The sequence below is a fragment of the Micromonospora sp. CPCC 205739 genome, assembly GCF_036906795.1.
Classification (GTDB): domain Bacteria; phylum Actinomycetota; class Actinomycetes; order Mycobacteriales; family Micromonosporaceae; genus Micromonospora.
The window spans coordinates 700019-723167 of record NZ_JBAKHS010000001.1; the positions used below are offsets into that span (position 1 = coordinate 700019).

The 23149-nt window shown below is 72.9% G+C and carries 24 protein-coding genes; 13 read left to right on the forward strand and 11 right to left on the reverse strand.

Translation table 11 applies throughout. The features are described from left to right. Positions 1-338: 338 nt before the first annotated feature. The 3 genes from V6U88_RS03285 to mshA form a co-directional block, all read right to left on the reverse strand. Positions 339-1055: a hypothetical protein gene (locus V6U88_RS03285; RefSeq protein WP_442934560.1), complete on the reverse strand. Its 717-nt coding sequence runs from the start codon at positions 1053-1055 to the stop codon at positions 339-341. Positions 1056-1601: 546 nt separating this feature from the next. Next, positions 1602-2117, reverse strand: coding sequence for a YbjN domain-containing protein (locus tag V6U88_RS03295; protein WP_334449685.1), 516 nt, complete (start codon positions 2115-2117; stop codon positions 1602-1604). 57 nt (positions 2118-2174) lie between these two features. After that, a complete protein-coding gene (gene mshA, locus V6U88_RS03300) occupies positions 2175-3539 on the reverse strand; it encodes a D-inositol-3-phosphate glycosyltransferase (protein ID WP_334449686.1) in 1365 nt (454 codons plus the stop codon). A 182-nt stretch (positions 3540-3721) separates the two neighbouring features. Between mshA and V6U88_RS03305 the strand changes: the two genes are divergently transcribed. Continuing rightward, the gene (locus tag V6U88_RS03305; protein WP_334449687.1) at positions 3722-4489 is read left to right on the forward strand and encodes an SDR family NAD(P)-dependent oxidoreductase; all 768 of its coding nucleotides are present in this window, start codon (positions 3722-3724) and stop codon (positions 4487-4489) included. Between the two features lie 16 nt (positions 4490-4505). Continuing rightward, complete coding sequence (locus V6U88_RS03310; RefSeq protein ID WP_334449688.1) at positions 4506-5300, forward strand: class I SAM-dependent methyltransferase; 795 nt, start codon at positions 4506-4508, stop codon at positions 5298-5300. A gap of 112 nt (positions 5301-5412) precedes the next feature. Here the strand turns inward: V6U88_RS03310 and V6U88_RS03315 are convergent, their stop codons facing one another. Beyond that, the gene (locus V6U88_RS03315; RefSeq protein ID WP_334449689.1) at positions 5413-6504 is read right to left on the reverse strand and encodes a UDP-N-acetylmuramate dehydrogenase; all 1092 of its coding nucleotides are present in this window, start codon (positions 6502-6504) and stop codon (positions 5413-5415) included. Positions 6505-6574: 70 nt separating this feature from the next. Between V6U88_RS03315 and V6U88_RS03320 the strand changes: the two genes are divergently transcribed. From V6U88_RS03320 to V6U88_RS03350, 7 genes are all read left to right on the forward strand, one after another. Next, positions 6575-7333: a maleylpyruvate isomerase family mycothiol-dependent enzyme gene (locus V6U88_RS03320; RefSeq protein WP_334449690.1), complete on the forward strand. Its 759-nt coding sequence runs from the start codon at positions 6575-6577 to the stop codon at positions 7331-7333. Between the two features lie 269 nt (positions 7334-7602). Continuing rightward, complete coding sequence (locus V6U88_RS03325; protein WP_334449691.1) at positions 7603-8910, forward strand: ABC transporter substrate-binding protein; 1308 nt, start codon at positions 7603-7605, stop codon at positions 8908-8910. Between the two features lie 70 nt (positions 8911-8980). Then, positions 8981-9970, forward strand: a complete 990-nt coding sequence (locus V6U88_RS03330; protein ID WP_334449692.1) for a carbohydrate ABC transporter permease — start codon at positions 8981-8983, stop codon at positions 9968-9970. Continuing rightward, the gene (locus tag V6U88_RS03335) at positions 9967-10800 is read left to right on the forward strand and encodes a carbohydrate ABC transporter permease (protein WP_334449693.1); all 834 of its coding nucleotides are present in this window, start codon (positions 9967-9969) and stop codon (positions 10798-10800) included. Before V6U88_RS03330 ends, V6U88_RS03335 begins: the two co-directional genes overlap by 4 nt. Positions 10801-10865: 65 nt before the next feature. After that, complete coding sequence (locus V6U88_RS03340) at positions 10866-12239, forward strand: GH1 family beta-glucosidase (RefSeq protein ID WP_334449906.1); 1374 nt, start codon at positions 10866-10868, stop codon at positions 12237-12239. A gap of 19 nt (positions 12240-12258) precedes the next feature. Then, the gene (locus V6U88_RS03345; protein ID WP_334449694.1) at positions 12259-13266 is read left to right on the forward strand and encodes a LacI family DNA-binding transcriptional regulator; all 1008 of its coding nucleotides are present in this window, start codon (positions 12259-12261) and stop codon (positions 13264-13266) included. A gap of 169 nt (positions 13267-13435) precedes the next feature. Continuing rightward, entirely contained in the window at positions 13436-14332 is an 897-nt protein-coding gene (locus V6U88_RS03350) for a GNAT family N-acetyltransferase (protein ID WP_334449695.1), read from the forward strand. Positions 14333-14352: 20 nt separating this feature from the next. On the opposite strand, the gene V6U88_RS03355 is transcribed toward V6U88_RS03350, so the two are convergent. The 3 genes from V6U88_RS03355 to V6U88_RS03365 all read right to left on the reverse strand — a co-directional run bounded on the left by V6U88_RS03355 (position 14353) and on the right by V6U88_RS03365 (position 16315). Beyond that, a complete protein-coding gene (locus V6U88_RS03355) occupies positions 14353-14868 on the reverse strand; it encodes an O-acetyl-ADP-ribose deacetylase (protein WP_334449696.1) in 516 nt (171 codons plus the stop codon). A 1-nt stretch (position 14869) separates the two neighbouring features. Further along, positions 14870-15661, reverse strand: a complete 792-nt coding sequence (locus tag V6U88_RS03360) for an EI24 domain-containing protein (protein ID WP_334449697.1) — start codon at positions 15659-15661, stop codon at positions 14870-14872. A gap of 63 nt (positions 15662-15724) precedes the next feature. Then, a complete protein-coding gene (locus V6U88_RS03365) occupies positions 15725-16315 on the reverse strand; it encodes a TetR/AcrR family transcriptional regulator (RefSeq protein WP_334449698.1) in 591 nt (196 codons plus the stop codon). Between the two features lie 145 nt (positions 16316-16460). Here V6U88_RS03365 and V6U88_RS03370 point away from each other — a divergent pair, with 145 nt between their 5' ends. Further along, the gene (locus tag V6U88_RS03370; RefSeq protein ID WP_334449699.1) at positions 16461-17279 is read left to right on the forward strand and encodes an alpha/beta fold hydrolase; all 819 of its coding nucleotides are present in this window, start codon (positions 16461-16463) and stop codon (positions 17277-17279) included. Between the two features lie 49 nt (positions 17280-17328). Continuing rightward, positions 17329-18315 carry a helix-turn-helix transcriptional regulator gene (locus V6U88_RS03375; RefSeq protein ID WP_334449700.1) on the forward strand — a complete coding sequence of 329 codons (987 nt, stop codon included), beginning with the start codon at positions 17329-17331 and terminating at the stop codon, positions 18313-18315. Here the strand turns inward: V6U88_RS03375 and V6U88_RS03380 are convergent. Then, entirely contained in the window at positions 18306-19223 is a 918-nt protein-coding gene (locus tag V6U88_RS03380; protein ID WP_334449701.1) for an SDR family oxidoreductase, read from the reverse strand. The genes V6U88_RS03375 and V6U88_RS03380 overlap by 10 nt on opposite strands. A gap of 78 nt (positions 19224-19301) precedes the next feature. Between V6U88_RS03380 and V6U88_RS03385 the strand changes: the two genes are divergently transcribed. Both V6U88_RS03385 and V6U88_RS03390 read left to right on the forward strand, forming a co-directional pair. Continuing rightward, positions 19302-19976: a nucleotidyltransferase domain-containing protein gene (locus V6U88_RS03385; protein ID WP_334449908.1), complete on the forward strand. Its 675-nt coding sequence runs from the start codon at positions 19302-19304 to the stop codon at positions 19974-19976. Positions 19977-20175: 199 nt separating this feature from the next. Beyond that, positions 20176-21078, forward strand: coding sequence for a GNAT family N-acetyltransferase (locus V6U88_RS03390; RefSeq protein ID WP_334449702.1), 903 nt, complete (start codon positions 20176-20178; stop codon positions 21076-21078). Positions 21079-21145: 67 nt separating this feature from the next. Here V6U88_RS03390 and V6U88_RS03395 read toward each other — a convergent pair whose 3' ends face one another. Genes V6U88_RS03395 through V6U88_RS03405 form a run of 3 tightly spaced genes read right to left on the reverse strand, consistent with a single transcriptional unit; the run spans position 21146 to position 23090 of the window. Continuing rightward, positions 21146-21880, reverse strand: coding sequence for an alanyl-tRNA editing protein (locus V6U88_RS03395; RefSeq protein WP_334449703.1), 735 nt, complete (start codon positions 21878-21880; stop codon positions 21146-21148). 11 nt (positions 21881-21891) lie between these two features. Further along, complete coding sequence (locus V6U88_RS03400) at positions 21892-22779, reverse strand: alpha/beta fold hydrolase (RefSeq protein ID WP_334449704.1); 888 nt, start codon at positions 22777-22779, stop codon at positions 21892-21894. Next, the gene (locus tag V6U88_RS03405) at positions 22776-23090 is read right to left on the reverse strand and encodes a DUF2516 family protein (RefSeq protein ID WP_154941624.1); all 315 of its coding nucleotides are present in this window, start codon (positions 23088-23090) and stop codon (positions 22776-22778) included. The genes V6U88_RS03400 and V6U88_RS03405 overlap by 4 nt, the downstream gene beginning before the upstream one ends. Between the last annotated feature and the right edge of the window lie 59 nt (positions 23091-23149).

Below are 23149 nucleotides of genomic sequence, written 5' to 3' on the forward strand. Positions count from 1 at the left end.
TGGTCGTGGTGGGCGTTCTCCGCTTGCCCGGCGGCGGCGGGCGACACTCACCCCCGTAAGCGTCGCCCGCTCGCGCCGCCGGTTCCACGGGTGGCACCGTCCCCCAACGATGTGCTCCACCCGTTTCTTGCGCCTCGCTCGTGCACGGATCTGATCGATCCGCCGCTCCCCCGAACGGTTCCGAGCGTGGCGCGGTGCAATAAAGTTAGTTCGCCCGGATTCCGGATTCAACCCGGATCGCTGTCTCGCCGGTCACAGCGCCGGTGTCCCCTCCGGTACTTCTGCGGGACTCTTGACTGGTCAACACGGCGTACCCGGCGACGATTCCCATAAACGCCTCACGCGTCCTCCCGATCGGGGGACTCCGTCCGGAAGAAGTTGCTCTGCCGGCCGTCGCGCAGCTGCTCCTGGTAGATGAGATTCAGCCGTCGTGCGTCGAACGTCCGGAACCAGTCGTCCCAGCTGATCACCTGGACCCGGCTGCTCTCCCGGTAGCCCGGGATCTCGAAGGTCAGCACGCCCGGCCGGCCCTCCCGCTCGGTGCCGACGATGGTCGCCGGCTGGGCGCCACGGGCCCGGGCCCAGTTCTGGATCACCTCGTGGTTGCTGGTGACCAGGCTGCGACCGGGGCGCTCGGGGCGGTCCGCCGGCGACGAGATCACCTGCGACGACCGTACCGACCGTGAGCTGGATCGGCCGGTACGCACGCCCGTCGTCAGGGCAGCGGCCGGGCCGGTGACGGCCGGGCCGGTGCCGGCTGCCTTCGCCGGCGCCGCCTTGGCGCGGGCGCCCGCCTTCGCCGGTGCGGCCTTCGCGCGAGCGCCGGCCTTCGCGGGCGTGGCCTTCGCCCGGGCACCCGCCTTCGCCTGCGTCGCCTTCGCCCGGGCACCCGCCTTCGCGGGTGCGGCCTTGGCGCGCGCGCCCGCCTTCGCCGGTGCGGCCTTGGCCCGACCGCCCGCCTTCGCCGGTACGGCCTTCGCGCGAGCGCCCGCCTTCGCCGGCGTCGCCTTCGCGCGAGCGCCGGCCTTCGCGGGCGCGGCCTTGGCCCGGGACACCTTCGCCGGCGCCGCCTTCGCCCGGCTGGTCGTCGCACGGGCGGTCGTCGTCTTCCGGGCGGCGGCCGGTGTGGCCTTGCGGGCCGGAGCCGCCTTGCGGGCCGGGCCCGGTGCGGCCTTCGCCCGCCCGGGCGTGGTCTTCCGGGCGCCCGCGGCCTTCTTGGTGGCGGCCTTCGTGGCGCCGGCCTTCTTGGCGGGTGCCCGGCCGGACGGTCCGGTGCTCCGCCGCGCCGCGCCGCCGGCCCGGCCCTCGGACCGCAGGCTCTGCGCGAGCGTCTTCACCAACTCGGGCTTGCGCAGCGCGGAGATGCCGGAGACACCGCGACGCCGCAGCTGCCCCCGGATGTCGTCGACCCGCATCCGCGAGATCTCCGACTCCGAGATGCCAGGGGTGTTCGGCGTCTGGTTGCCCGCCTGCCGTTTGGTCCTGGTCGCAGTTCCGCCGCGACCTGAGCTGTTCCGCTGAGCCATCGCACGCTCCTCGACAGTCCGTCTCGGCCTGCGGCGGGTCCCGTTTCGCCGCACCGCAGCGGTGCGGCATACCCGTCAGGACCGGTCCGAACCTCCAGCGGACGGCTCGAACAGGTGCGCGAAGGCGGCGAGGTTGGCGGTGGACTCGCCCCGCTTGACCCGCCACTCCCACTCCCGGCGGATCGAGCTGCCGAAGCCGATCTCCAGCATCGTGTCGAAGGACTCGTCGGCGTACGTCAGCACGGCGCCGAGCAGCCGGTCCAGCTCGTCGGCGTCGATGCCGGACGGGTTGACCCGACCCGTGAGGTAGACGTCGCCCACCGCGTCGATGGAGAACGAGACGCCGTACATCCGGGCGTTGCGCTGCAGGAGCCAGGCCCACAGCTCCTCGCGCCGCTCGTCGGGCTGGCGCATCACGAACGCCTCGATCCGCAGCGCGTGCTCGCCGACGATCAGGTTGCAGATGGTCTTGAGCTTGTGCGTGCCGGGCAGGGTGATCGCGTAGGAGCCTTCGCCGGTCGGCTCCCAGTCCAGCTCGCGCTCGGCGCAGACGGACTCGATCAGGGCGGCCAGGTCGCTCTTCGCGCTCATCGCACCCACTCTACGGGCGCGCGCCGGGGCGCACCGGACGGCGCGGAGTGGCCCGGCTCACCAGGAACAGGACATCGCCGCGTCCCCGGCGAGCTGGGTGGCCAGCCGGCTCCGGTGCTCGGCGATCGCCTCCCCGTAGACGGCGAGCAGGCCCGAGACGGTGCGCTGCCAGGAGAAGTTGCGCGCGTGCCGGGCCGCGCCGCCCGCCAGGTCGGCCCGCAGCGCCGGGTCGGGCAGCAGGCGGGCGAGGGTACGGGCCCAGTCGGCCGGGTCGTGGCCGTCGACGAGCACCCCGCTGACCCCGTCCCGGACGGCGGTCACCAGGCCACCCACGGCGGCCGCCACCACCGGCGTACCGCAGGCCTGGGCCTCCAGGGCGACCAGGCCGAACGACTCGTTGTGCGACGGCACTGCGACCAGGTCGGCGGCCCGGTACAGGGCCGGCAGGTCGTCGCCGGTCTGCGGGGGCAGGAAGCGCACCCGGTCGGCCACACCGAGCGAACCGGCCAGCTCCATCAGCGAGGCGGGACGGTCGAGCCCGCTACCGCTCGGGCCGCCGCAGATCACCACCGTCAACTGCTCGGCCAGGGCCGGGTCGCACTCGCGCAGCGCGGCGGCCGCGCGGACCAGCACGTCCGGCGCCTTCAGCGGCTGGATCCGGCCGACGAACGCCACCACGTACCCGTCGGTGGGCAGCCCCAGCCGGCGGCGGGCGGCGCGGGTGGCCGCGAGCCGGTCGCCGGGGGCGGGACGGAAGCGGTCCAGGTCGACGCCGGGCTCGACCACGGCGACCCGGGCCGGGTCGGCGTCGTAGCGGGCGATCAGGTCGGTCGCCTCGACCCGGGTGTTGGCCACCAGCCGGTCCGCCTCGGCGACCACCTGCTCCTCGCCGATCACCCGGGCCTTCGGCTCCGGGCGGTCACCGGCGGCGAGCTGGGCGTTCTTCACCTTGGCGAGGGTGTGCGCGGTGTGCACCAGGGGCACGCCCCAGCGCTCCTTCGCCAGCCAGCCGACCTGACCGGAGAGCCAGTAGTGCGAGTGGATCAGGTCGTAGTGGCCGGGCGGGCGGGCCGCCTCGGCACGCAGCACGCCGGCGGTGAACGCGCACAGCTGCCCGGGCAGATCCTCCTTGGTCAGCCCCTCCAGCGGGCCGGAGGTGATGTGCCGGACGTGCACACCGGGCGCCATCTCGACCACCGGGGGCAGGTCGCCGGAGGTGGCCCGGGTGAAGATCTCCACCTCGACGTCGGCCTCGGCGAGCCGCCGGGCGACCTCCAGGATGTAGACGTTCATGCCGCCGGCGTCACCGGTGCCGGGCTGGTGCAGTGGAGAGGTGTGCACCGACAGGGTGGCGATCCGCCGGGGGCGGGGCCACGGGCGGGCACCTCGCTGACGACCGACGCCGGTGTGCATTTCCGCCACGTCCGCTCCCTCTGCCACGGTGTATGCCGTCCCGCACGACCGGCGCTTCTCGGTCAACTCTCGCGCCGAGTGTCATCTTCCCGATCGGGACCCGGAAATGCGCCCGCGCTCTCCCCCGGGGTGACCCACGCCATCGACCGCCCCGCCACGACCGGCCGGCGCAGCGGGAGGACAATGTCCGGATGACCTCCGTCGCGATCGTCACCGGGGCGTCCAGCGGGATCGGCGCGGCCACCGCCCGCCGGTTGGCCGCCGAGGGCTTCCACGTGCTGGCCGCTGCCCGGCGTACCGACCGGCTGGCCGAGCTGGTCGCGCAGATCGAGGCGGCCGGCGGCACCGCCACCGCGGTGGCCTGCGACGTCACCTCGGACGAGTCGGTGGCCGGGCTGGCCGCCGCGGCCCAGGCCGCACCAGGGCCGGTCACCCTGCTGGTCAACAACGCCGGCGGCGCGCGCGGGCTGGACCCGGTGGAGTCCGGCGCGATCGGCGACTGGCAGTGGATGTACGACGTCAACGTGCTCGGCACGCTCCGGGTCACCCAGGCGCTGCTGCCCGCGCTGGAGGCGTCCGGCGCCGGCACCATCGTGATCGTCTCCTCCACCGCCGGCTTCACCGTCTACGAGGGCGGTGGCGGCTACACCGCGGCCAAGCACGCGCAGACCGCGATCGCCGGGACGCTGCGGCTGGAGCTGTGCGGGCGGCCGGTGCGGGTGATCGAGATCGACCCGGGCATGGTGCGGACCGACGAGTTCGGGCTGGTCCGCTTCGGCGGGGACGCCGACAAGGCCGCCGCCACGTACGCGGGGGTGCCCGAGCCGCTGGTCGCCGAGGACGTGGCCGACTGCATCGCCTGGTGCGCCACCCGCCCGCACCACGTCAACGTGGACCGGCTGGTGGTCCGCCCGCTGGCCCAGGCTGCCCAGCACAAGGTGCACCGGGTCGGGCAGTGAGTCGGGCCGGTCGCGGGTGAGGGCCGGGCCGGGACGTCCCCAGGGCGTGGTGACCCGGGGGACCACGAACCCCAACCGGCTGCGGCGGGTGGACAACTGGATCGTGGCCACCTGCGGCGACCGGCTCCGTGCCGCCGCCGACCCGCTGGTGGTGGACCTCGGTTACGGCGCGACCCCGGTCACCGCCGTGGAGCTGCGCGCCCGGCTGGCCGCCGGGGTCCGCGCCGACGTACGGGTGGTCGGGCTGGAGATCGATCCGGTACGGGTGGCCGCCGCCGCGCCCGCCGCCGACCCGCCCGGGCTGACCTTCGCCCGGGGCGGCTTCGAGCTGGCCGGGCTACGCCCGGTCCTGGTCCGCGCGTTCAACGTCCTGCGCCAGTACGACGAGAGCGAGGTCGCCGCCGCGTGGCGTACGGTCACCGACCGGCTCGCCCCGGGCGGGGCGCTGATCGAGGGGACCTGCGACGAGCTGGGCCGGCTGGGCGGCTGGGTGCTGGTCGACGCGGACGGCCCCCGCACGCTGACCCTGGCGGCCCGCCTGGCGACCCTGGAGAGCCCCGCCCAGCTGGCCGAACGCCTGCCCAAGGCGCTGATCCACCGCAACGTCCCCGGCGAGCGGGTGCACGAGCTGATCCGCGCCCTGGACGACTCCTGGCAGGCCGCCGCCGGCTACGCCCCGTTCGGCCCCCGCCAACGCTGGCTCCGCACCGTCAGCGCCCTCAAACAGTCCGGCTGGCCCGTCCTCGACCGCCCGCCCCGCTGGCGCCACGGCGAACTGACCCTCCCCTGGCCCGCCGTAGCCCCCACCTGACCCCGCCCACCCCCGCCAACTCCCGTTGATCATGAAGTTGGCGGCACCTCAGGAGATCGACATCGCCGCTAACTTCATGATCAACGGACTGGGGCCGGGGGGTGCGGTGGGGTCAGATGGTGCAGTTGATGAGGACGGGTTCGGGGTGGAGGGTTACGGCGAAGCGGGCGTGGACGGTGTCGCGGATGTCGCGGGCCAGGGCTACCAGGGCCGCGGTGCTGGCCGTACCGGTGTGGTTGGTGAGGGCCAGCGTGTGCTTGCTGGAGATGGCGGTGCCCTCGGGGCCGAGGTGGCCCTTGGCGAAGCCGGCCTTGTCGATCAGCCAGGCGGCGCTGACCTTCACCATGTCGCCGGGGCAGGGCCAGGAGGGCGGTTCGCCGAGGTCGGTGGCGCGGGCGCGCAACAGCTCGTACGCCTCCCGGTCGAGCACCGGGTTGGTGAAGAACGAGCCCACCGACCAGGTGTCCGGGTCGGTGGCGTCGAGCACCATGCCCTTGCCGGCGCGCAGCTTCAGCACCGTCGCGCGGGCGTCGGCCAGCGGCACCCGGTCGCCCACCTCGACGCCGAGCGCCCGGGCCAGCTCGGCGTAGCGCACCGGGCCGGAGAGCGCGGAGCGGTGCAGCCGGAAGTCGACCGAGAGCACCACCCAGCGGTCGCTGTACTTGAAGATGCTGGACCGGTACGCGAAGCCGCAGTCCGCCGCCTCGACCCGGCCGAGGCTGTCGTCGGCGCGGTCGTACACCTGGACGCCGGTGATGCTCTCGGCGACCTCCTGGCCGTACGCGCCGACGTTCTGGATCGGGGTGGCGCCGGCCGAGCCGGGGATGCCGGAGAGGCACTCCAGCCCCGACCAGCCGTTGTCCACGGTCGCGGCGACCAGGTCGTCCCAGGGCTCGCCGGCCTCGACCCGTACGGTGACGGTGTCGGCGTCCTCGGCGACGACCCGCAGCCCTCGCGACCGGACCAGGACGACCGTGCCGGGGAATCCCTCGTCGCCCACCACGACGTTGCTGCCGCCCGCGAGGATGAGCACCGGCTCGTCACGCCGCCGCGCCTGGCGCACGGTTCGTACGATCTCCTCGGCACTGGTGGCGGTCTCCAGCCGTCCGGCGGGGCCACCGAGGCGCAGTGTGGTGTACCTCGCCAGGGTGGCCGGGTCGGCGGGGTCGGCTCCGGTCGTCGGTTGGGCGTAGACGTCTGACACGCCTCTCACCCTAGGCTGAGGGGTAGCCGCGGCACCCACTGGTGGCCCGGTCACCCCCGGGAGGATTGCGATGAGCAGACTGCACGGCACGAAGGACTTCTGGATCGGCGCGCTCCGGGTGGACGGCCCGGCGTTCGCCGCCGCGGTGGCCGAGGCGCCGCCGGAGACACCCGTGCTCTCCTGTCCCGGCTGGACGGTCGCCGACCTCACCCTGCACCTGGCCCGCATCTACCACTGGGTGCACTCGTTCGTCGGCTCCGGCGAGACCAGCCAGCCGGCCCGCCCGGACGGCGCCGAGCTGCCCAGCGGGGTGACCCCGCTGCAGCTCTGGCAGCACGGCTACGACCAGCTGATGACCCTCTTCGACAGCCTGGACCCGGAGGCGCCGGCCTGGAACTGGGCGCCGCAGCCGAAGAAGGCCGGTTTCTGGCCGCGCCGGATGGCGCACGAGACGGCGGTGCACCGCTGGGACGCCCAGCTCGCCATCGCCGCCGGTGAGCCGATCGAGGCCAAGCTCGCGGCCGACGGGGTCAGCGAGGTGCTGGACACCTGGCTGCCGGCCGGGCGCCGGGCGGTGCCGGGCCAGTGGCACGGGGTGGTGCAGTTGACCGCGACCGACGCCGCGCAGGACTGGTACCTGCGGCTGCGCGGCGAGGGGGTGGCGCTGCTCGACACCGCCACGGTCTTCGGCCACGAGGACCACCACGCCCGGGTGCAGGTGACCGGCACCGCCAGTGACCTGCTGCTCGCCCTCTGGGGCCGGATCGGCTACGACGCGCTCGGCGTCACCGGCGACCGCACCCTCCTGGACGGCCTGCGCACCGGCTGACCCCCAGGACCTCCCGGTCCCCTGCCCCTGCTTCACGGAAAGAGTGGTCATTCCGCCTCGGATGGCCACTCTTTTCGTGTTTCCGGCCCTGAGGTCACGGCTCGGACGCAGCGAGAGAGCGCTCTCTTGACAGCCGACCGGTGAGCGGTGACGCTGTCGTGAGAGCGCTCTCTCAGCCCCTCACGATCGTGTCAGGACCCGGCTGCGACTCGCTCACCAGCAGGTCCACCCGCTCCACCATCGATTGACCTGAGAGGAATCCGAGGCAGATGGGTACCTTTTCGCGCCGCCGTCTGGCGGCGGTGGCCCTGGTGGCCACCACCGCCCTGCTCGGCACCACCGCCTGCGCGGGCGACGACGAGCCCGCCGAGGGCGGGCCGATCACACTGACCGTCGACGTCTTCGGCCAGTTCGGCTACGAGGAGCTCTACAAGGAGTACATGGCCAGCCACCCCGGCGTGAAGATCGTCGAGCGGGGCACCGGCAGCAACCTCGACGAGTACTCGCCGAAGCTCACCCAGTGGCTCGCCGCCGGCAAGGGCGCGGGCGACGTGGTCGCCATCGAGGAGGGGCTGCTGGTCGAGTACAAGGCCAACCCGCAGAACTTCGTCAACCTGCTCGACCACGGCGCCGCCGACCTCAAGGGCAACTTCCTGGACTGGAAGTGGAACCAGGGGCTCACCGCCGACGGCAAGCAGCTCATCGGCCTCGGCACCGACGTCGGCGGCATCGCCATGTGCTACCGCAAGGACCTCTTCGCCAAGGCCGGCCTGCCCACCGAGCGGGACCAGGTGTCCAAGCTCTGGCCGACCTGGCAGGACTACATCGCCACCGGCGAGAAGTTCAAGTCGGCCAACACCGGGGCGTCCTTCCTCGACGCGGCGACCAACATCTTCAGCACCATCCTGCTCCAGACCGCCGGCAACACCTCCGGCTACAGCTACTACGACACCAGCAACAACCTGGTTGTCGACAGCAACCCGGCGGTGAAGCAGGCCTACGACACCACCGTCGACATCATCGACTCCGGCCTCTCCGGGAAGTACGGCTCCTGGTCCGAGGAGTGGGTCTCCGCCTTCAAGCAGTCGAAGTTCGCCACCATCGCCTGCCCCGCCTGGATGACCGGCGTCATCGAGGGCAACGCCGGCCCGGCCGCCAAGGGCAAGTGGGACATCGCCCAGGTCCCCGGCAACGGCGGCAACTGGGGCGGCTCCTTCCTCGCCGTGCCGAAGCAGAGCAAGCACCAGGCCGAGGCGATCGAGCTGACCAAGTTCCTGACCAGCGCCAAGGGCCAGATCGGCGCCTTCAAGGCCAAGGGCCCGCTGCCGTCGTCGCCGCAGGCGCTCGACGACCCGGCGATCACCGACTCGACGAACCCGTACTTCTCCGGCGCGCCGGTCGGCAAGATCTTCGGCACCGGCGCCAAGAGCCTCAAGCCGGTCTACATGGGCCCGAAGAACCAGGCCGTCCGCACCGAGGTGGAGAACGCGGTGCGCACCGTGGAGCTGGGCCAGCGCAACCCCGAGCAGGGCTGGAACGACGCCGTGAACAACGCGAAGAAGGCCGCCGCCAAGTAGTCCGAGCCAGGCGTGCGGGCGGGCTCGGCGACGCCGGTCCCGCCCGCACGGCGGAGAAGGAGTCCACGGCATGGCCGTCCAGCTCGACGCGCGACCCCCGGTAGCACCGACGCCGCGCCACACCCGCCCGACCCGGGGCATCCGGCTCACCCGGTTCGACACCCGGTACTCGCCGTACCTCTACATCGCCCCGTTCTTCCTGCTCTTCGCGGTCTTCGGGATCTACCCGCTGGCCTACACCTTCTGGGTCTCGCTGCACGACTGGGACCTGCTGGGGATCGAGCCCACGTTCATCGGGGCGCAGAACTACACCCAGCTGATGGCCGACCCCGACTTCTGGCACTCGGTGGTCAACACCCTCGGCATCTTCGTCATCTCCACCGTCCCGCAGCTGCTTCTCGCGCTCTGGCTGGCCAACCTGCTCAACCGCCGGCTGCGGGCGCGGACCGGCTGGCGGATGGCCGTGCTGATCCCCAACGTCACCTCCACGGCCGCGGTCGCGATCGTCTTCGGCGTGCTCTTCGGCCGCGAGTTCGGCATGATCAACTGGCTGCTGGACCTGGTCGGGATCGACGCCATCGACTGGAAGGCCAACCGGTTCGCCTCCTGGGTGGCCATCTCGACCATGGTGGACTGGCGGTGGACGGGGTACAACGCGCTGATCTTCCTGGCCGCGATGCAGGCCATCCCGCGCGACCTCTACGAGTCGGCCTCGATCGACGGGGCCGGCCGGTCCCGGCAGTTCTGGTCGATCACCGTGCCGCTGCTCAAGCCGACCATCATCTTCGCGGTCATCATCTCCACCATCGGCGGGCTCCAGCTCTTCACCGAGCCCCGCCTCTTCAACTCCGGCACCAACGCGATCCGCGGCGGGCCGCTGCGCGAGTCGCAGACGGTGACCATGTACATGTTCGAGAACGCCTTCGCGCCGCACTACAACTTCGGCTACGGCTCCGCCATCGCCTGGCTGCTCTTCGCGCTGATCGCGGTGGTCGCGGCCATCAACGTGCTGGTCCTGCGCCGGCTCGGCGGCGGCGGGCGCAAGGAGGGATCCCGATGACCCGACTCTGGTCCGCCGGCCGGCTCACCTACGCGGCACTGGTCCTCACCGCCCTGGCGTCGATCTTCCCGATCTACTGGATGTTCGTGGTCGCCAGCCGTACCAGCGACGCGATGGGCGAGGTGCCGCCCCCGGTCACCCCCGGCGGCAACCTGGGCGCGAACATCTCCCGGCTCTTCGCCAACACCGACGCGCACTTCCTGACCGGCCTGGTGAACTCGACGATCGTGGCGGTGTCGGTCACCGTCTCGGTGGTCTTCTTCTCCACCCTGGCCGGCTTCGCCTTCGCCAAGCTGAGGTTCCGTGGGCGCAACGCGCTGCTGATGGTGATCATCGCGACGATGATGGTGCCCACCCAGCTCGGCGTCATCCCGCTGTACATGCTGATGACGAAGCTGAACTGGAACGACCGGCTCCCGGCCGTGATCGTGCCGGCGCTGGTCACCGGCTTCGGGGTGTTCATGATGCGCCAGTACGCCGGCCAGGCGGTCAGCACCGAGCTGATCGAGGCCGCCCGGATCGACGGGTGCAGCACCGCGCGGATCTACTGGAACGTGGTGCTGCCCGCGCTGCGCCCCGCCGCCGCCGTGCTCGGCCTGCTCACCTTCATGACCACCTGGAACGACTTCCTCTGGCCGTACGCTGTGCTCAACGACCCGGAGAACCCGACCGTGCAGTTGTCCCTGCGGGCCCTGTCCGACGGGTACTACCAGGACATGTCCCAGGTGTTCACCGGTACGGCCATCGCCACGCTGCCCCTGCTGCTGGTGTTCATCGTGTTCGGCCGCCAGATCATCGGCGGCATCATGGAAGGTGCGGTCAAGGCGTGAGCGCGGAGAGTGAGCCGGTCCGGCGAGGCCCGGAGTCACGAACGGAAGACGGCGACGCGGGCGAGCTGCGTTTCCCCGAGAACTTCGTCTGGGGTGCCGCCACCGCGGCGTACCAGATCGAGGGCGCGGCCCGCGACGACGGTCGCGGCCCGTCGATCTGGGACACCTTCAGCCGGACCCCCGGGAAGGTCTTCCAGGGGCACACCGGCGACGTCGCCTGCGACCACTACCACCGGTACGCCGAGGACGTGGCGCTGATGGCCGAGCTGGGGCTCGGGGCGTACCGCTTCTCGGTGGCCTGGCCCCGGATCCAGCCGGACGGCACCGGCCCGGTCAACCCGCGCGGGCTGGACTTCTACGACCGGCTGACCGACGCGCTGCTCGACCGGGGGATCGACCCGATCGTCACCCTCTACCACTGGGACCTGCCGCAGGCGCTGCAGGACCGGGGCGGCTGGACCGCCCGGGACACCGCCGAGCACTTCGCCGACTACACGCTCGCCGTGCACGCCCGCCTCGGCGACCGGATCAGCACCTGGACCACGCTCAACGAGCCCTGGTGCTCGGCGTACCTGGGGTACGGCAACGGGGTGCACGCCCCGGGCGAGCGCGACGCCGGGGCGGCCTTCGCCGCCGTACACCATCTGCTGCTGGGGCACGGCCTGGCGGCCCGCGCGCTGCGCGCGGCCGGCGCGCAGACCGTGGGGATCACCCTGAACCCGGCCGACGTGCAGCCCGGCGACCCGGCCAGCGCCGCCGACGTCGCCGCCGCCCGGCTGGTCGACGGCCTGCACAACCGGATCTTCCTCGACCCGCTGACCGGCGCCGGGTACCCCGACGACGTGTTGGCGCACGTCGGCCGGCTGGTGGAACCGACGTTCATCCGGGACGGCGACGAGAAGGTCATCGCCGCGCCGATCGACCTGCTCGGGGTGAACTACTACGCCCCGACCTACGTCGCCGGCCGGGCGGGCGGGGCCGGCGGCGGCGGGGCGTACCCGGGCACCGAGGGCACGGTGGAGTTCCTCCCGCCGACCGGCCCGCTGACCGAGATGGGCTGGATGATCGAGGCGGCCGGGCTGACCCGGCTGCTGGAGCGGATCGCCCGGGACTACCCCGGGCTGCCGATGCTGATCACCGAGAACGGTGGCGCCTTCCCGGACAAGACCGGCGCCGTCGGTCCGGACGGTCTCGGCCAGGTCATGGACACCGACCGGATCGCCTACCTCGACGGGCACCTGCGGGCGGCGCACCAGGCCATCGCCCGGGGGGTCGACCTGCGCGGCTATCTCGTATGGTCGTTGCTGGACAACTTCGAGTGGGCCGAGGGCTACCGGAAGCGGTTCGGGATCGTCCACGTCGACTACCTGACCCAGCGGCGCACACCGAAGTCCAGCGCCCGGTGGTACCAGGAGGTGATCTCCCGGAACGGGCTATGACGAGGTGGTGGTGGCTCCGATGACGACCGCGCAGCGACCGACCCTGGAGGCGGTCGCCCGCCGGGCCGGGGTGTCCCGGGCGACCGTGTCCCGGGTGGTCAACGGCTCCACCACGGTCGCCGGTCCGATCCAGGAGGCGGTCCGCCGGGCCGTGGCCGAGCTGGGGTACGTGCCGAACCTGGCCGCCCGCAGCCTGGTCACCCAGCGGACCGACTCGGTCGCCCTGGTCATGCCCGAGGAGGCCACCCGGGTCTTCTCCGACGACCAGGTCTTCCCGGGGATCATCCGGGGGGCGGCCCAGGAGCTGGAGGCGGCCGACAAGCAGCTGGTGCTGATGCTCGCCGGGTCGGCGGCCGGTCACGAACGGGTCGAGCGGTACACCACCGGGCGGCACGTCGACGGGGTGCTCTTCGCCTCGCTGCACGGTGCGGATCCGCTGCCCGGCACGCTGGCCCGGCTCGGCATCCCGGTGGTCTGCGCCGGCCGGCCGCTCGACGGCGCGCGGGTGCCGTACGTCGACGTCGACAACGTCGGCGGGGTGACCCGGGCGGTCCGGCACCTGATCGGGAACGGTCGCCGGCGGATCGCCACCATCGCCGGCCCGCAGGACATGATCGCCGGCATCGAGCGGCTCACCGGCTACCGGGAGACGGTCACCGCCGCCGGGCTGCCGGAGCTGGTCGCGTACGGCGACTTCACCCGGGAGTCCGGCGCGGCGGCGATGCACCAGCTGCTCACCGCGCACCCCGACCTGGACGCGGTCTTCGCCGCCTCCGACCTGATGGCGCACGCCGCCCTGCGCACGCTGCGCGAGGCGGGGCGGCGGGTGCCGGACGACGTCGCGGTGATCGGCTTCGACGACATCGAGACGGCGGCGTACACCGAGCCGCCGCTGACCACGGTGCGGTGGGAGATCGTGGAACTGGGCCGGGAGATGACCCGGCAGCTGCTCCGGCTGGCCGCCGGCGAGGCGATCGAGGAGTCGGTGATCCTCCCGACCGAGCTGGTGGTACGCGAGTCCGCCTGAGGGTCGCCCGCCGACGGGAGATAACCGATCGACCGGCCGGCAGCCCGGGCGTAGCGTCGCTCGGATGACCGGTAGCCATCTGATCACGTCCCGCGCCCCGCTCGGGGTGGCCACGCCCGGCCGCCCCGACCCGATCGAGGCGGTCCCCGCCGTCCGGAAGACGGCCTGAATGCGCATCCGCACCGCGCGTCCGGACGACGCCGCCGAGATCGTGGCGCTGCGCGCGGTCGTCTACCCGTACCTGGTGCGGGGCGTCGAGTCGACCCGGCAGATGATCAGCGAGCCACCGCCCGGCGAGGACTGGATCCCGTTCGTGGCGGAGCAGGACGGCCGGGTGGTCGGCTGGGCGTCGGCGTACCGCAACACCCACACCTCCGAGCCCGACGTCGGGGAGATCTCCACCCCGCACGTCCACCCCGAGCACCGGCGGCGCGGCGCGGGCACCGCGCTGCTGAGCGCCGCCCTGGACCACCTCCGCGTCGTGGGGGCACGCCGGGTCCTCACCCGGGCGCAGGAGGAGTCGCTGCCGTTCGCCCGGCGGCACGGCTTCACGCCGAGCCGGCAACTGCGCTACTCGGCACTGGAGCTGCGACCGGCCCCGCCGGAGCCGACCGCCCCGCAGGGCGTAAGGCTCCTCCCGCTGGACGGGCTGGACCCGCGGCGGATCTACCAGATCGACGTCGCCTCGGCCGCCGACGAGCCCGGCGACGTGCCGAAGGACGCGATCGGGTACGACAGCTTCTACTACGAGGTCTGGCAGAACCTGGGCCTGGACCGCGCGGCCAGCACCGCCGCCGAGATCGACGGCGAGTTGGTCGCCTTCAGCCTGGTCAAGCGGGACGGCGACCGGATGTGGTCGGACTTCACCGGCACGCTGCCGGAACACCGCGGCCGGGGCCTGGCCCGCCTGGTCAAGCAGGCCGCCCTGCACCGGGCCGCCGCCCGTGGGGTACGGATCGCGTACACCTCGAACGACGAGGAGAACGCGCCCATGCTCGCGATCAACGCCCGGCTCGGCTACCAGCCGGTGTTCAGCGAGTGGTCCTGCCAACGTGACCTCACCTGACCGCGGCCCGGCCAGCGGCCTCAGCCGTCGGCGAGGACCCGCTGCGCGGTGGCGAGCGTGGGCGCGCCGAAGAGCACCAGCCGGGACTCCGTCACCGTCGTCGGGGTGGCGGCGCGCAGCACGGTGACCGCCTGGCGTACGGCGTCGTCGACCGGCCAGCCGTAGACGCCGGCGGAGATCAGCGGGAAGGCCACCGTGGTGGCGCCCAGCCCGTCGGCGACGGCCAGGCTGTTGGCGTAGCAGTCGCGCAGCAGCGCCGACCGGTCCTCGGTGGCCGAGAAGACCGGCCCGACGGTGTGCACCACCCAGCGCGCCGGCAGTTCACCGGCGGTGGTGGCGACGGCCTGCCCGGTGGGCAGCCCGCGGCCGTACCGGGAGGCGCGCAGGGCCCGGCACTCCTCGAGGATCGCGGGGCCGCCGCGGCGGTGGATCGCGCCGTCCACTCCCCCGCCGCCGAGCAGCGAGGAATTGGCGGCGTTGACGATCACGTCGACCCGCTGGGCGGTGATGTCCCCCTCGACCAGGGTGATCTCCATGTCAGGGCTCCCGGATGGGCTGGCCGAACGTCCGGCGGGTGAGCAGGGTGGCCCCGGCGACGGCGGCCGGCATGACCAGCACCGCACCGAGCGGGATCAGGAAGCAGACGAAGACCGCCACGCCGAAGCCCAGCGCGGTGGGCCGGTCCGCCTTCAGCATGGACCGCCGGTCCGGCAGCCGCAGCCCGCGCCGGGCGAACGGCGCGCCGACCAGTTCCACGGCGAGCAGCCAGCCGCCCACCGCCGCCCCGATCACCGGTACCACGGTCTGCCCGACCACCGGGATGAACCCGGCGGCGAAGAGCGGGATGCCGATCAGCACCGACAGGCCCACCAGCCGCAGCGAGTCGGCGGCGCTGCGCCGCAGCGACGCCCAGAACGGCACCTCCACCGCGTCGGGGGTACCGCCGAGACGCTCCTCCACCCGTTCGGAGATCTTCTCGTAGAACGGGTCGCCGATGACGAGGGTGACCGCCGTGAAGGCGACCACCCCGAGCAGGCCGCCCAGCCCGAGGAAGGCCAGCCCGGCGATCACCCGGACCAGGCTGCGCGGCGTCTGCGACCAGTCGTCGGCGAACGGGGTGACCAGCGCGGCCAGGTTGTCCACGAAGTACACCAGGGCGGCGAACGCGGAGAGGAAGAGCGCACCGGAGATCAACGCCGGCACGACGCCGAGCAGCATCAGCCGGGGGCTGCGGACGTAGAGGGCGAGGCCGCGCAGGAGCAGGCCGACGCCGGTGAAGAACCGTCCGACGGCGCCGGTGACGGGCGTGAAGATCCGGGGTGCGTTCACGAGCGGGAGCCTAGTGGTACCTCCGGAGGTACGTCGGGTACAGCCGTACGCGCTCCGCCTGACCTATTCGGAGCGGGATGACCGATCGGCCGCGGCGAGCAGTTCCTCCGCCGCTCTGCGCAGCGTGGCGCGCGCCTGCTGTGGATCGCCCAGCGCGCCGCCCTGCAGAGCACCGTCGCGCAGCAGCACCAGTACCCGCGCCGTGTGGTCTGGGTCCGCGTGCCCGGCCTCCACCGCCCGGTCGCGCAGAACCTGGAAGAACCATGCGTGGTAGTCGGAGACGGCCACGCGCACGGGATGCGCCGGATCCGGGTATTCCGCCGCGGCGTTGAGGAACGGGCAGCCCCGGAAGCCGGTGCTGCACACGTCCTCCCCGAGGACGTTGACGATGCGCAGGAGAGCCTCGCGGCCCCGGCTGTCCGCGACGACCTGCTCGACTCCGTTCCGGATCTCCTCGCTCCTGCTCCGCAGGTAGGCGACGATCAGGTCTTCCTTGCTCGGGAAGTGGCGGTAGAAGGTCGCCCTCGTCACCCCGGCCTCGCTCACCAGGCGATCCACGCCGACGGTGTGCAGGCCGTAGGCATAGAACAGGCGCGAGGCGGTACGCAGCAGCCGGTCTCTCGGGTGAAGCTTCTGCTCCGCGATCGACGTCATCCCCTCAGCATAAGAAGAGACCGTTCGTTCTGCCGCCCCGCGCCGTCGAAAGTCGGCGTGCTCCACGCCACGTTGCGGCATCCGGGACAGGCGCTAGTATCGTCCAGAGAAAGACCGATCGTTCTCCCCTCTGCTAGGAGTTCCCATGGGTATCAGGAAGCTGCTGGGCCTGTCCGCTCTCGCCAGCGTCGTGACCGTCGCCAGCCTCGGCACCGCCTCGAGCGCCGCCACGACCGAGGCGGAGGCCCGCAACAACGGCCCCAAGCCGACCGTCGTGCTCGTGCACGGGGCGTTCGCCGACTCGTCGAGCTGGCACGGAGTGGTGTCGCGGCTGCAGAAGAACGGCTACCCGGTGGTCGCCCCGGCGAACCCGCTGCGCGGCCTGAGCTCCGACGCCGACTATCTGAAGCAGCTGCTCGCCACGGTGTCGGGCCCGGTCGTCCTCGTCGGACACTCCTACGGCGGATCGGTGATCACCAACGCCGCCGTCGGCAACACCAACGTCACCGACCTGGTGTACGTGGCAGCATTCGCCCCCGACGCCGGGGAGAGCGTGCTCGGCCTGTCCAGCCAGGTCCCCGGCAGCACGCTCCCTGAGTCGCTGGCTCCGCCGGTTCCGCTCGGTGACGGCAGCCACGACCTCTACATCCGGCAGGACGCCTACCACCGCCAGTTCGCCGCCGACGTGTCGCCCGCCAAGGCCGCCCTCTCCGCCGTCACCCAGCGGCCGGTCCGCGACGCCGCTCTCGCCGAGGGCTCCGGCGCCCCTGCCTGGAAGACGATCCCGTCCTGGTTCGTGCTCGCCGGAGCCGACAAGAACATCCCCATCGCCGGTCAGCGGCTCATGGCCGAGCGAGCCGGCTCCCGCCACACCGCCGAGGTCGACACCGCGTCGCACTCCATCGCCGTCTCGCACCCCGACGTCGTCTTCGACGTCATCGACAAGGCCGCTACCACCAAGTAACGGCCGGGTACCACCGGGACGCGCGTACGAGCACGGGCAGGATGGGCGAGTGCGCGCGTCCCGGTTGATCTCCCTGGTGTTGCTGCTCCAGACCCGGGAGACGATGACCGCCGCCGAGCTGGCCCGGGAGCTTGAGGTCTCCGAGCGCACCGTCTACCGGGACGTGCTGGCGCTCTCCGCCGCCGGGGTACCGGTCTACGCCGACCGGGGCCGGGCCGGCGGCTACCGCCTGCTCGGCGGCTACCGGACCCGGCTGACCGGGCTGACCCGGGACGAGGCGGAGGCGCTCTTCCTCTCCGGTCTGCCCGGACCGGCCGGGGACATGGGGCTGGCCGACGCGGTGGCGTCGGCCGAGCTGAAGGTCCTCGCGGCGCTGCCGCCGACCCTGCGGGACGCCCCCGCCCGGGCCGGGCAGCGGTTCCACCTGGACGTGCCGGGGTGGTTCCGGGAGTCCGCGCCCCCGCCGTGGCTGGCCGAGCTGGCCCGGGCGGTGTGGCGGGACCGGGTGGTCCAGCTGCGCTACCGGCGCGGCGACCGCGAGGTCGGCCGGCGGGTCGAGCCGTACGGGCTGGTGCTCAAGAGCGGGGTCTGGTACCTGGTCGGGCGGGTCGGCGACGGCATGCGCACGTACCGGGTGGACCGGGTGGTGGGCGTCGAGACGGGCGGGGAGACCTTCGCCCGGGACGAGGACTTCGACCTGGGCGGCCACTGGCGGGAGCAGGCCGAGGCGTTCCTGCGGAGCATGCTGCGCGCCGAGATCACCGTCCGGCTCAGCGCCGCCGGCCTGCGCGCGCTGCGCTGGGCCGCCGAGGCCCCCTTCGCGTACGAGGAGGCGACGGCCGCCGCCGGCGAACCCGACGGGCAGGGGTGGCGGGTCACCCGGCTGCCCGTCGAGTCCGTCGAGGTGGCGTACGACCTGATGCTGCGGCTCGGGCCGGAGGCGGAGGTGCTCGATCCGCCCGAGCTGCGGGCCCGCCTGGCCGGGGCGGCCCGCCGGCTCGGCGACCTCTACCGCTCCGAGCCGGGTCAGCGGTAGCCGGTCACGTCGGCCGGCTTCCCCGCGTCCACCACCTCGGTGATGTAGCGGAACGCGTCCGGCCGGCTGCCGTCGACGTCGGTGAAGCCGTACACCTGGGCCAGCTGGCCGCTGGAGACGGACGCGCCGTTCCAGCGGGCCTTCTCCTCGTCGGCGGCCAGGGCGGCGACCGCGCGCCCGACGAAGGCCGGGGTCTCGGAGATGAGGAAGTGCGGGTCCTTGGCGGCCCCGTCGCGCCAGTTCTCCTCGGTCACCCCGAAGTGCTCCAGCATCGACTCGGACCGGATCCAACCGGGGGTGAGCGCGACGGCGGTGCAGCCGTGCGGCTTCAGCTCGTGCGCCTGACTGAAGGCGAGCCGGATGACCGACGCCTTGGCCAGGTCGTAGAAGACCGAGAGCCGGTAGTTGGCGTCGTTGTACTCCTTGGTGCCGTCGCCGATCTCCACCACCAGCCCGCCCGGCTTACGGATCAGCAGCGGGAGGGCGAAGTGGCTGGTGATGATGTGGGTGTCCACCGCCAGCCGCAGGGTGCGGAAACCCGCCTCCAGCGGCTGCTCCCAGACCGGCTTCTCCCAGGTGATCAGCGGGTCGCTGCCCCAGATGTCGTTGACCAGCACGTCGAGCCGCCCCTGCTCGGCGTCGATCCGGGCCACCAGGTCGCGGACCTGCTCGGGCACCAGGTGGTCGACCCGTACCGCGATGCCGGTGCCGCCGGCGGCGGTGACCAGCTCGGCGGTCTCCTCGATGGTCTCCGGCCGGTCCATCTCCGAGCGGCCGGCGCGGCTGCTGCGGCCGGTGGCGTAGACGGTCGCGCCGGCCGCGCCGAGCTGGATGGCGATCTGGCGGCCGGCGCCCCGGGTCGCCCCGGCGACCAGCGCGACCTTGCCTGTCAGCGGTGTCGTCGTCATGCCGTCGAGGCTGGCACCGATACCTGACAGCCGAAGTCCGGTTTCGGAAACGGGGTGTCGTGGGTCATGCTCGCCGGCATGCACCTGCTGCTCTCCGGGATCGTCGGCTCGGTCGCGTACGGGCTGGCCGGGCCCGGCTCGGACACCGACCGGATCGGGGTCTTCGCCGCGCCCACGGTGGCCTTCCACGGGCTGCACCCACCCCGAGAGTCGGTGGTCACCACCGACCCGGACGTCACCCTGCACGAGGCCGGCAAGTACGCGAAGCTGGCGCTGAGCGGCAACCCGACCGCCACCGAGCTGATGTGGCTGCCCGAGGAGTGCTACGAGACCCGGACGGAGTTCGGCGAGCGGCTGATCGCCATCCGGTCGGCGTTCCTCAGCGCGCCCCGGGTCCGCGACGCCTACCTCGGGTACGCCACCCAGCAGTTCCGCAAGCTCACCACCCGCGACTCGTCAGTGGGCGGACGGCTGCGCTCCGCCAAGCACGCCCGGCACCTCGCCCGGCTGCTGCACCAGGGGCGAGTGCTCTACGCGACCGGCGTGCTGGAGATCCGGCTGGCCGCCCCGGAGTGGTTCCGGGCCTTCGGCGAGCGGGTGGCCGGCGGCGCGCTGGACGAGGCGGAGGCCCTGGTCGCCGCGGCGCAGCGGGACTTCGACACCATCCGTACGCCGCTGCCGGAGCGGCCGGACGAGGCGACGGTGGAGGGCTGGCTCCTCGACGTGCGCGCCGCCCACCTGCCGCCGGTCTGACCGACGCACGGCCGGGCCGCCAATGCCCGGCCGAAAATCGCTCGGCCGGCCGCCGGCCCCGCTGTTAGGCTGCGGCCGCGTCCTCGATCGACGAAAGGGAGGTGAGCGCGATGTCCACCACGACTGTCATGTGCTCCCACCCGACGGCGAGGACGCCGAGGTCCTGAACCGGGAGCACGTCACCACCCGGAAGGATCCCATGACCGACCTGGTCATCCGCCCGATCACCGCGGGCGAGGAAAAACTCTTCGACTCCCTGCCCGACCCCGCTCTCGTCGGCCGCGCCGCGTTCGGCGAGCGCTACCTCGACATGGCCGCAGCCGGCCAGTACCGCCCCGAATGGACCTGGGTCGCCCTGCGCGACGATGTCGTCGTGGCCCGCGCCGCCTGGTGGGGCGGGCCGGACGACGAATCGCCGCTGGCCCTCGACTGGTTCGACTTCACCGACACCGACGCCGCGGTCGAGCTGCTCCGGACCGCACCGCTGCGGGCGGAGTACTCGATCTCGCTGCCACCCTGCTGGCGGGACGATCCCGCCGTCCGGGCGCAGGCCGAGGCGCGGATCGACGCCGCCACGGCCGCCGGCATGTCGGTGCTGGTCGAGCGGTACCGGTACCGCTGGACCGCCGGGTGTGGACTGCCCGACCGGCCGGGTCGGCTGGAGTTCCGCCCCGAACCGGACGACGCCGTCATCCTCGACGTCCTGCGCCGCGTCGGCGAGGGCAGCCTGGACGCCCACACCCGCCACACCACCGCCACCTCCGGGCCGGACGCGGCCGCCCGGGAGGAACTGGACCTGCTGCTCTGGCTGCCGAGCCCGCGGGACTGGTGGCGACTGGCCTGGACCGCGAGCGGCGAGCTGGTCGGCATCATCGTGCCGGCCCGCAACCACAGTGATCCGATCGTCGGCTTCGTCGGGGTGGTCCCCGAGCAACGCGGCCACGGCTACGCGTACGACCTGCTGGTCGAAGGTACGCACCTGCTGGTCGAGGGCGGCGCGACGGAGATCGTGGCCGCCACGGACCAGACCAACCATCCGATGGCCGCCGTCTTCGCCCGGGCGGGCTACCCGATCGAGCGGGAACGCGTGGACCTCGTCTGACCCTTCGTCCCCGGCACCGGCCCACCGGTGCCGGGGACACCCCGGGCGACCGGCGCGGCCGTACGCGTCAGTCGGCCAGCCTGACCCGGACCCGCCGGTTGGCGCGGCCCTTGCTCTCCACCTTGACCACCTGGACCTTGCCGATCTGGGCGGTGGAGGCCACGTGGGTGCCGCCGTCGGCCTGCACGTCCAGCCCGACGATGTCGACGATCCGGACCTCCTGCTCGTCCGGCGGGATCAGGTTGGACTGGGTGCGGATGATGTCCGGCAGGGCCAGCGCCTCGGCCCGGGGCAGCACCCGCACGGCGACCGACCGGTCGGCGGCCACCTCGGCGTTGACCAGCTCCTCGATCCGGGCCTTGAAGTCCGGCGGCACCTCGGGCAGGTTGAAGTCCATCCGGGCCTCGCCCGGCTCCATGTTGCCGCCGGTGACCAGCGCCCCGAAGTCGCGGAACACCACCCCGCAGAGCACGTGCAGCCCTGAGTGGGTACGCATCAGCCGGGTCCGCCGCTCGTCCTCCACCGCGCCGGTGACCGTGGTGCCGGGCGGCGGCACCGGGTCACCCTCGGCGGGGATCAGGTAGAGGTCGTCGCCCTTGCGGGTGCCGACGATCCGGGTCTGCACACCCTGCCAGAGCAGCACGCCGTGGTCCGGCGGCTGGCCGCCGCCGCCCGGGTAGAACGCCGACCGGTCCAGCACGAGGCCCTGCTCGTCGGCGGCCAGCACCGTGCACTCCCACTCGCGCAGTGTGGGGTCGGCGAGGTCGAGGCGGTGGGTGCGGCCGTGGTGTGTGACGCCCATGACGGCAGACGTTACCCGTTGAGGAACGTCGAGATCCGCTCCCGCAGGTCGGCGCGTTCGGTCCAGGCGAACCCGGGCCGGTCGTACACGTGCAGGGTGGCGTGCGGCAGCGCGGCGGCCAGCTCCTCGGCGACGTGCGCGGGGTGCAGGTCGTCGCCGGCGCAGCCGATCACCAGCGCCGGGGCGGTCACCGCGGCGAGCGCGGAGACGTCGCGCAGCGGTGCCTGCTCCGGCAGGTCGGCCAGCCCGGGGGCGAGCCCGTCGCGGAGCAGCTGGTCGAGCCGCTGCCGCAGGTACGCCCAGCCGGCCGGGGTGTTGCGGATCGCCGTCGGCAGCTCCAGCGCGACCACGTCGGCGACGGCCGAGGCGTCGCCGCTCCCGACCGCGTCCAGCAGGTCGGTCAGCCGTTGCCGGGCGACCGGGCCGCGCGGGGTGTCGAGCACCGCCGGCAGGAAGAAGACCAGCTTCTCGAAGCGGTCGGGGCTGTCGGACAGCAGCCGGCAGAGCGCCCCGGCGCCGAGGCTGGCCCCGAAGGCGCGGCTCGCCCCACCGAGGTCGGCGATCGCCCGCAGGTCGCGGGCGAGGTCCAGGTAGCTCCACGGGCCGGGCGGCGCGTCGGAGCGCCCGTGCCCGCGGAACTGGAAGAAGATCTTGCGACCGGTGACCGCGCTGCCGAACGGGCGGGTGGTGGCGATGCCGTTGCCGAGCCCGTGCGCGAAGACGGTGGTCGGGTCACCGGCACCCGTGACCAGCCGCTCCAGCCGTACGTCGTGCGGCGTGGTGACCAACTCGGTCTCCGGCTCGGGCAGGGCGGGTCGCCCGGTACGCGGCGCGCCCGGGCCGGGCCCCCAGGTGCGGGGTCCGCCGTCGGGCGGCGGGGGCCAACGGAAACCCCTCACCAGAACCCTTTGCCGTCGTGCAGGTCGCGCAGCCCGACCCGGACGTCGAGCAGGTAGATCAGGCCCGCCGCGATGCCGATCAGCCCGAAGATGCTGAGCGCGCCGAAGCCGAGCAGGGTGAGCACCAGACAGACCGCCAGGATGGCGATCCAGCCGCCCTTGGGCAGGGTGCCGATCGCCGGAAACGCGTCGGACCGCTGGGTGATCGCGTGCACCAGGGCGACACCCTGCACGATCAGCGCGAACACGAGCAGGATCCGGTCGATCACGAAGACGACGTCGAAGACGAAGATCGGCGCGGCGATGGCCATGCCGGCCAGCATATGCCGACGACCCCGGAAACGTCCCACAGGACGCTTCCAGGGTCGTA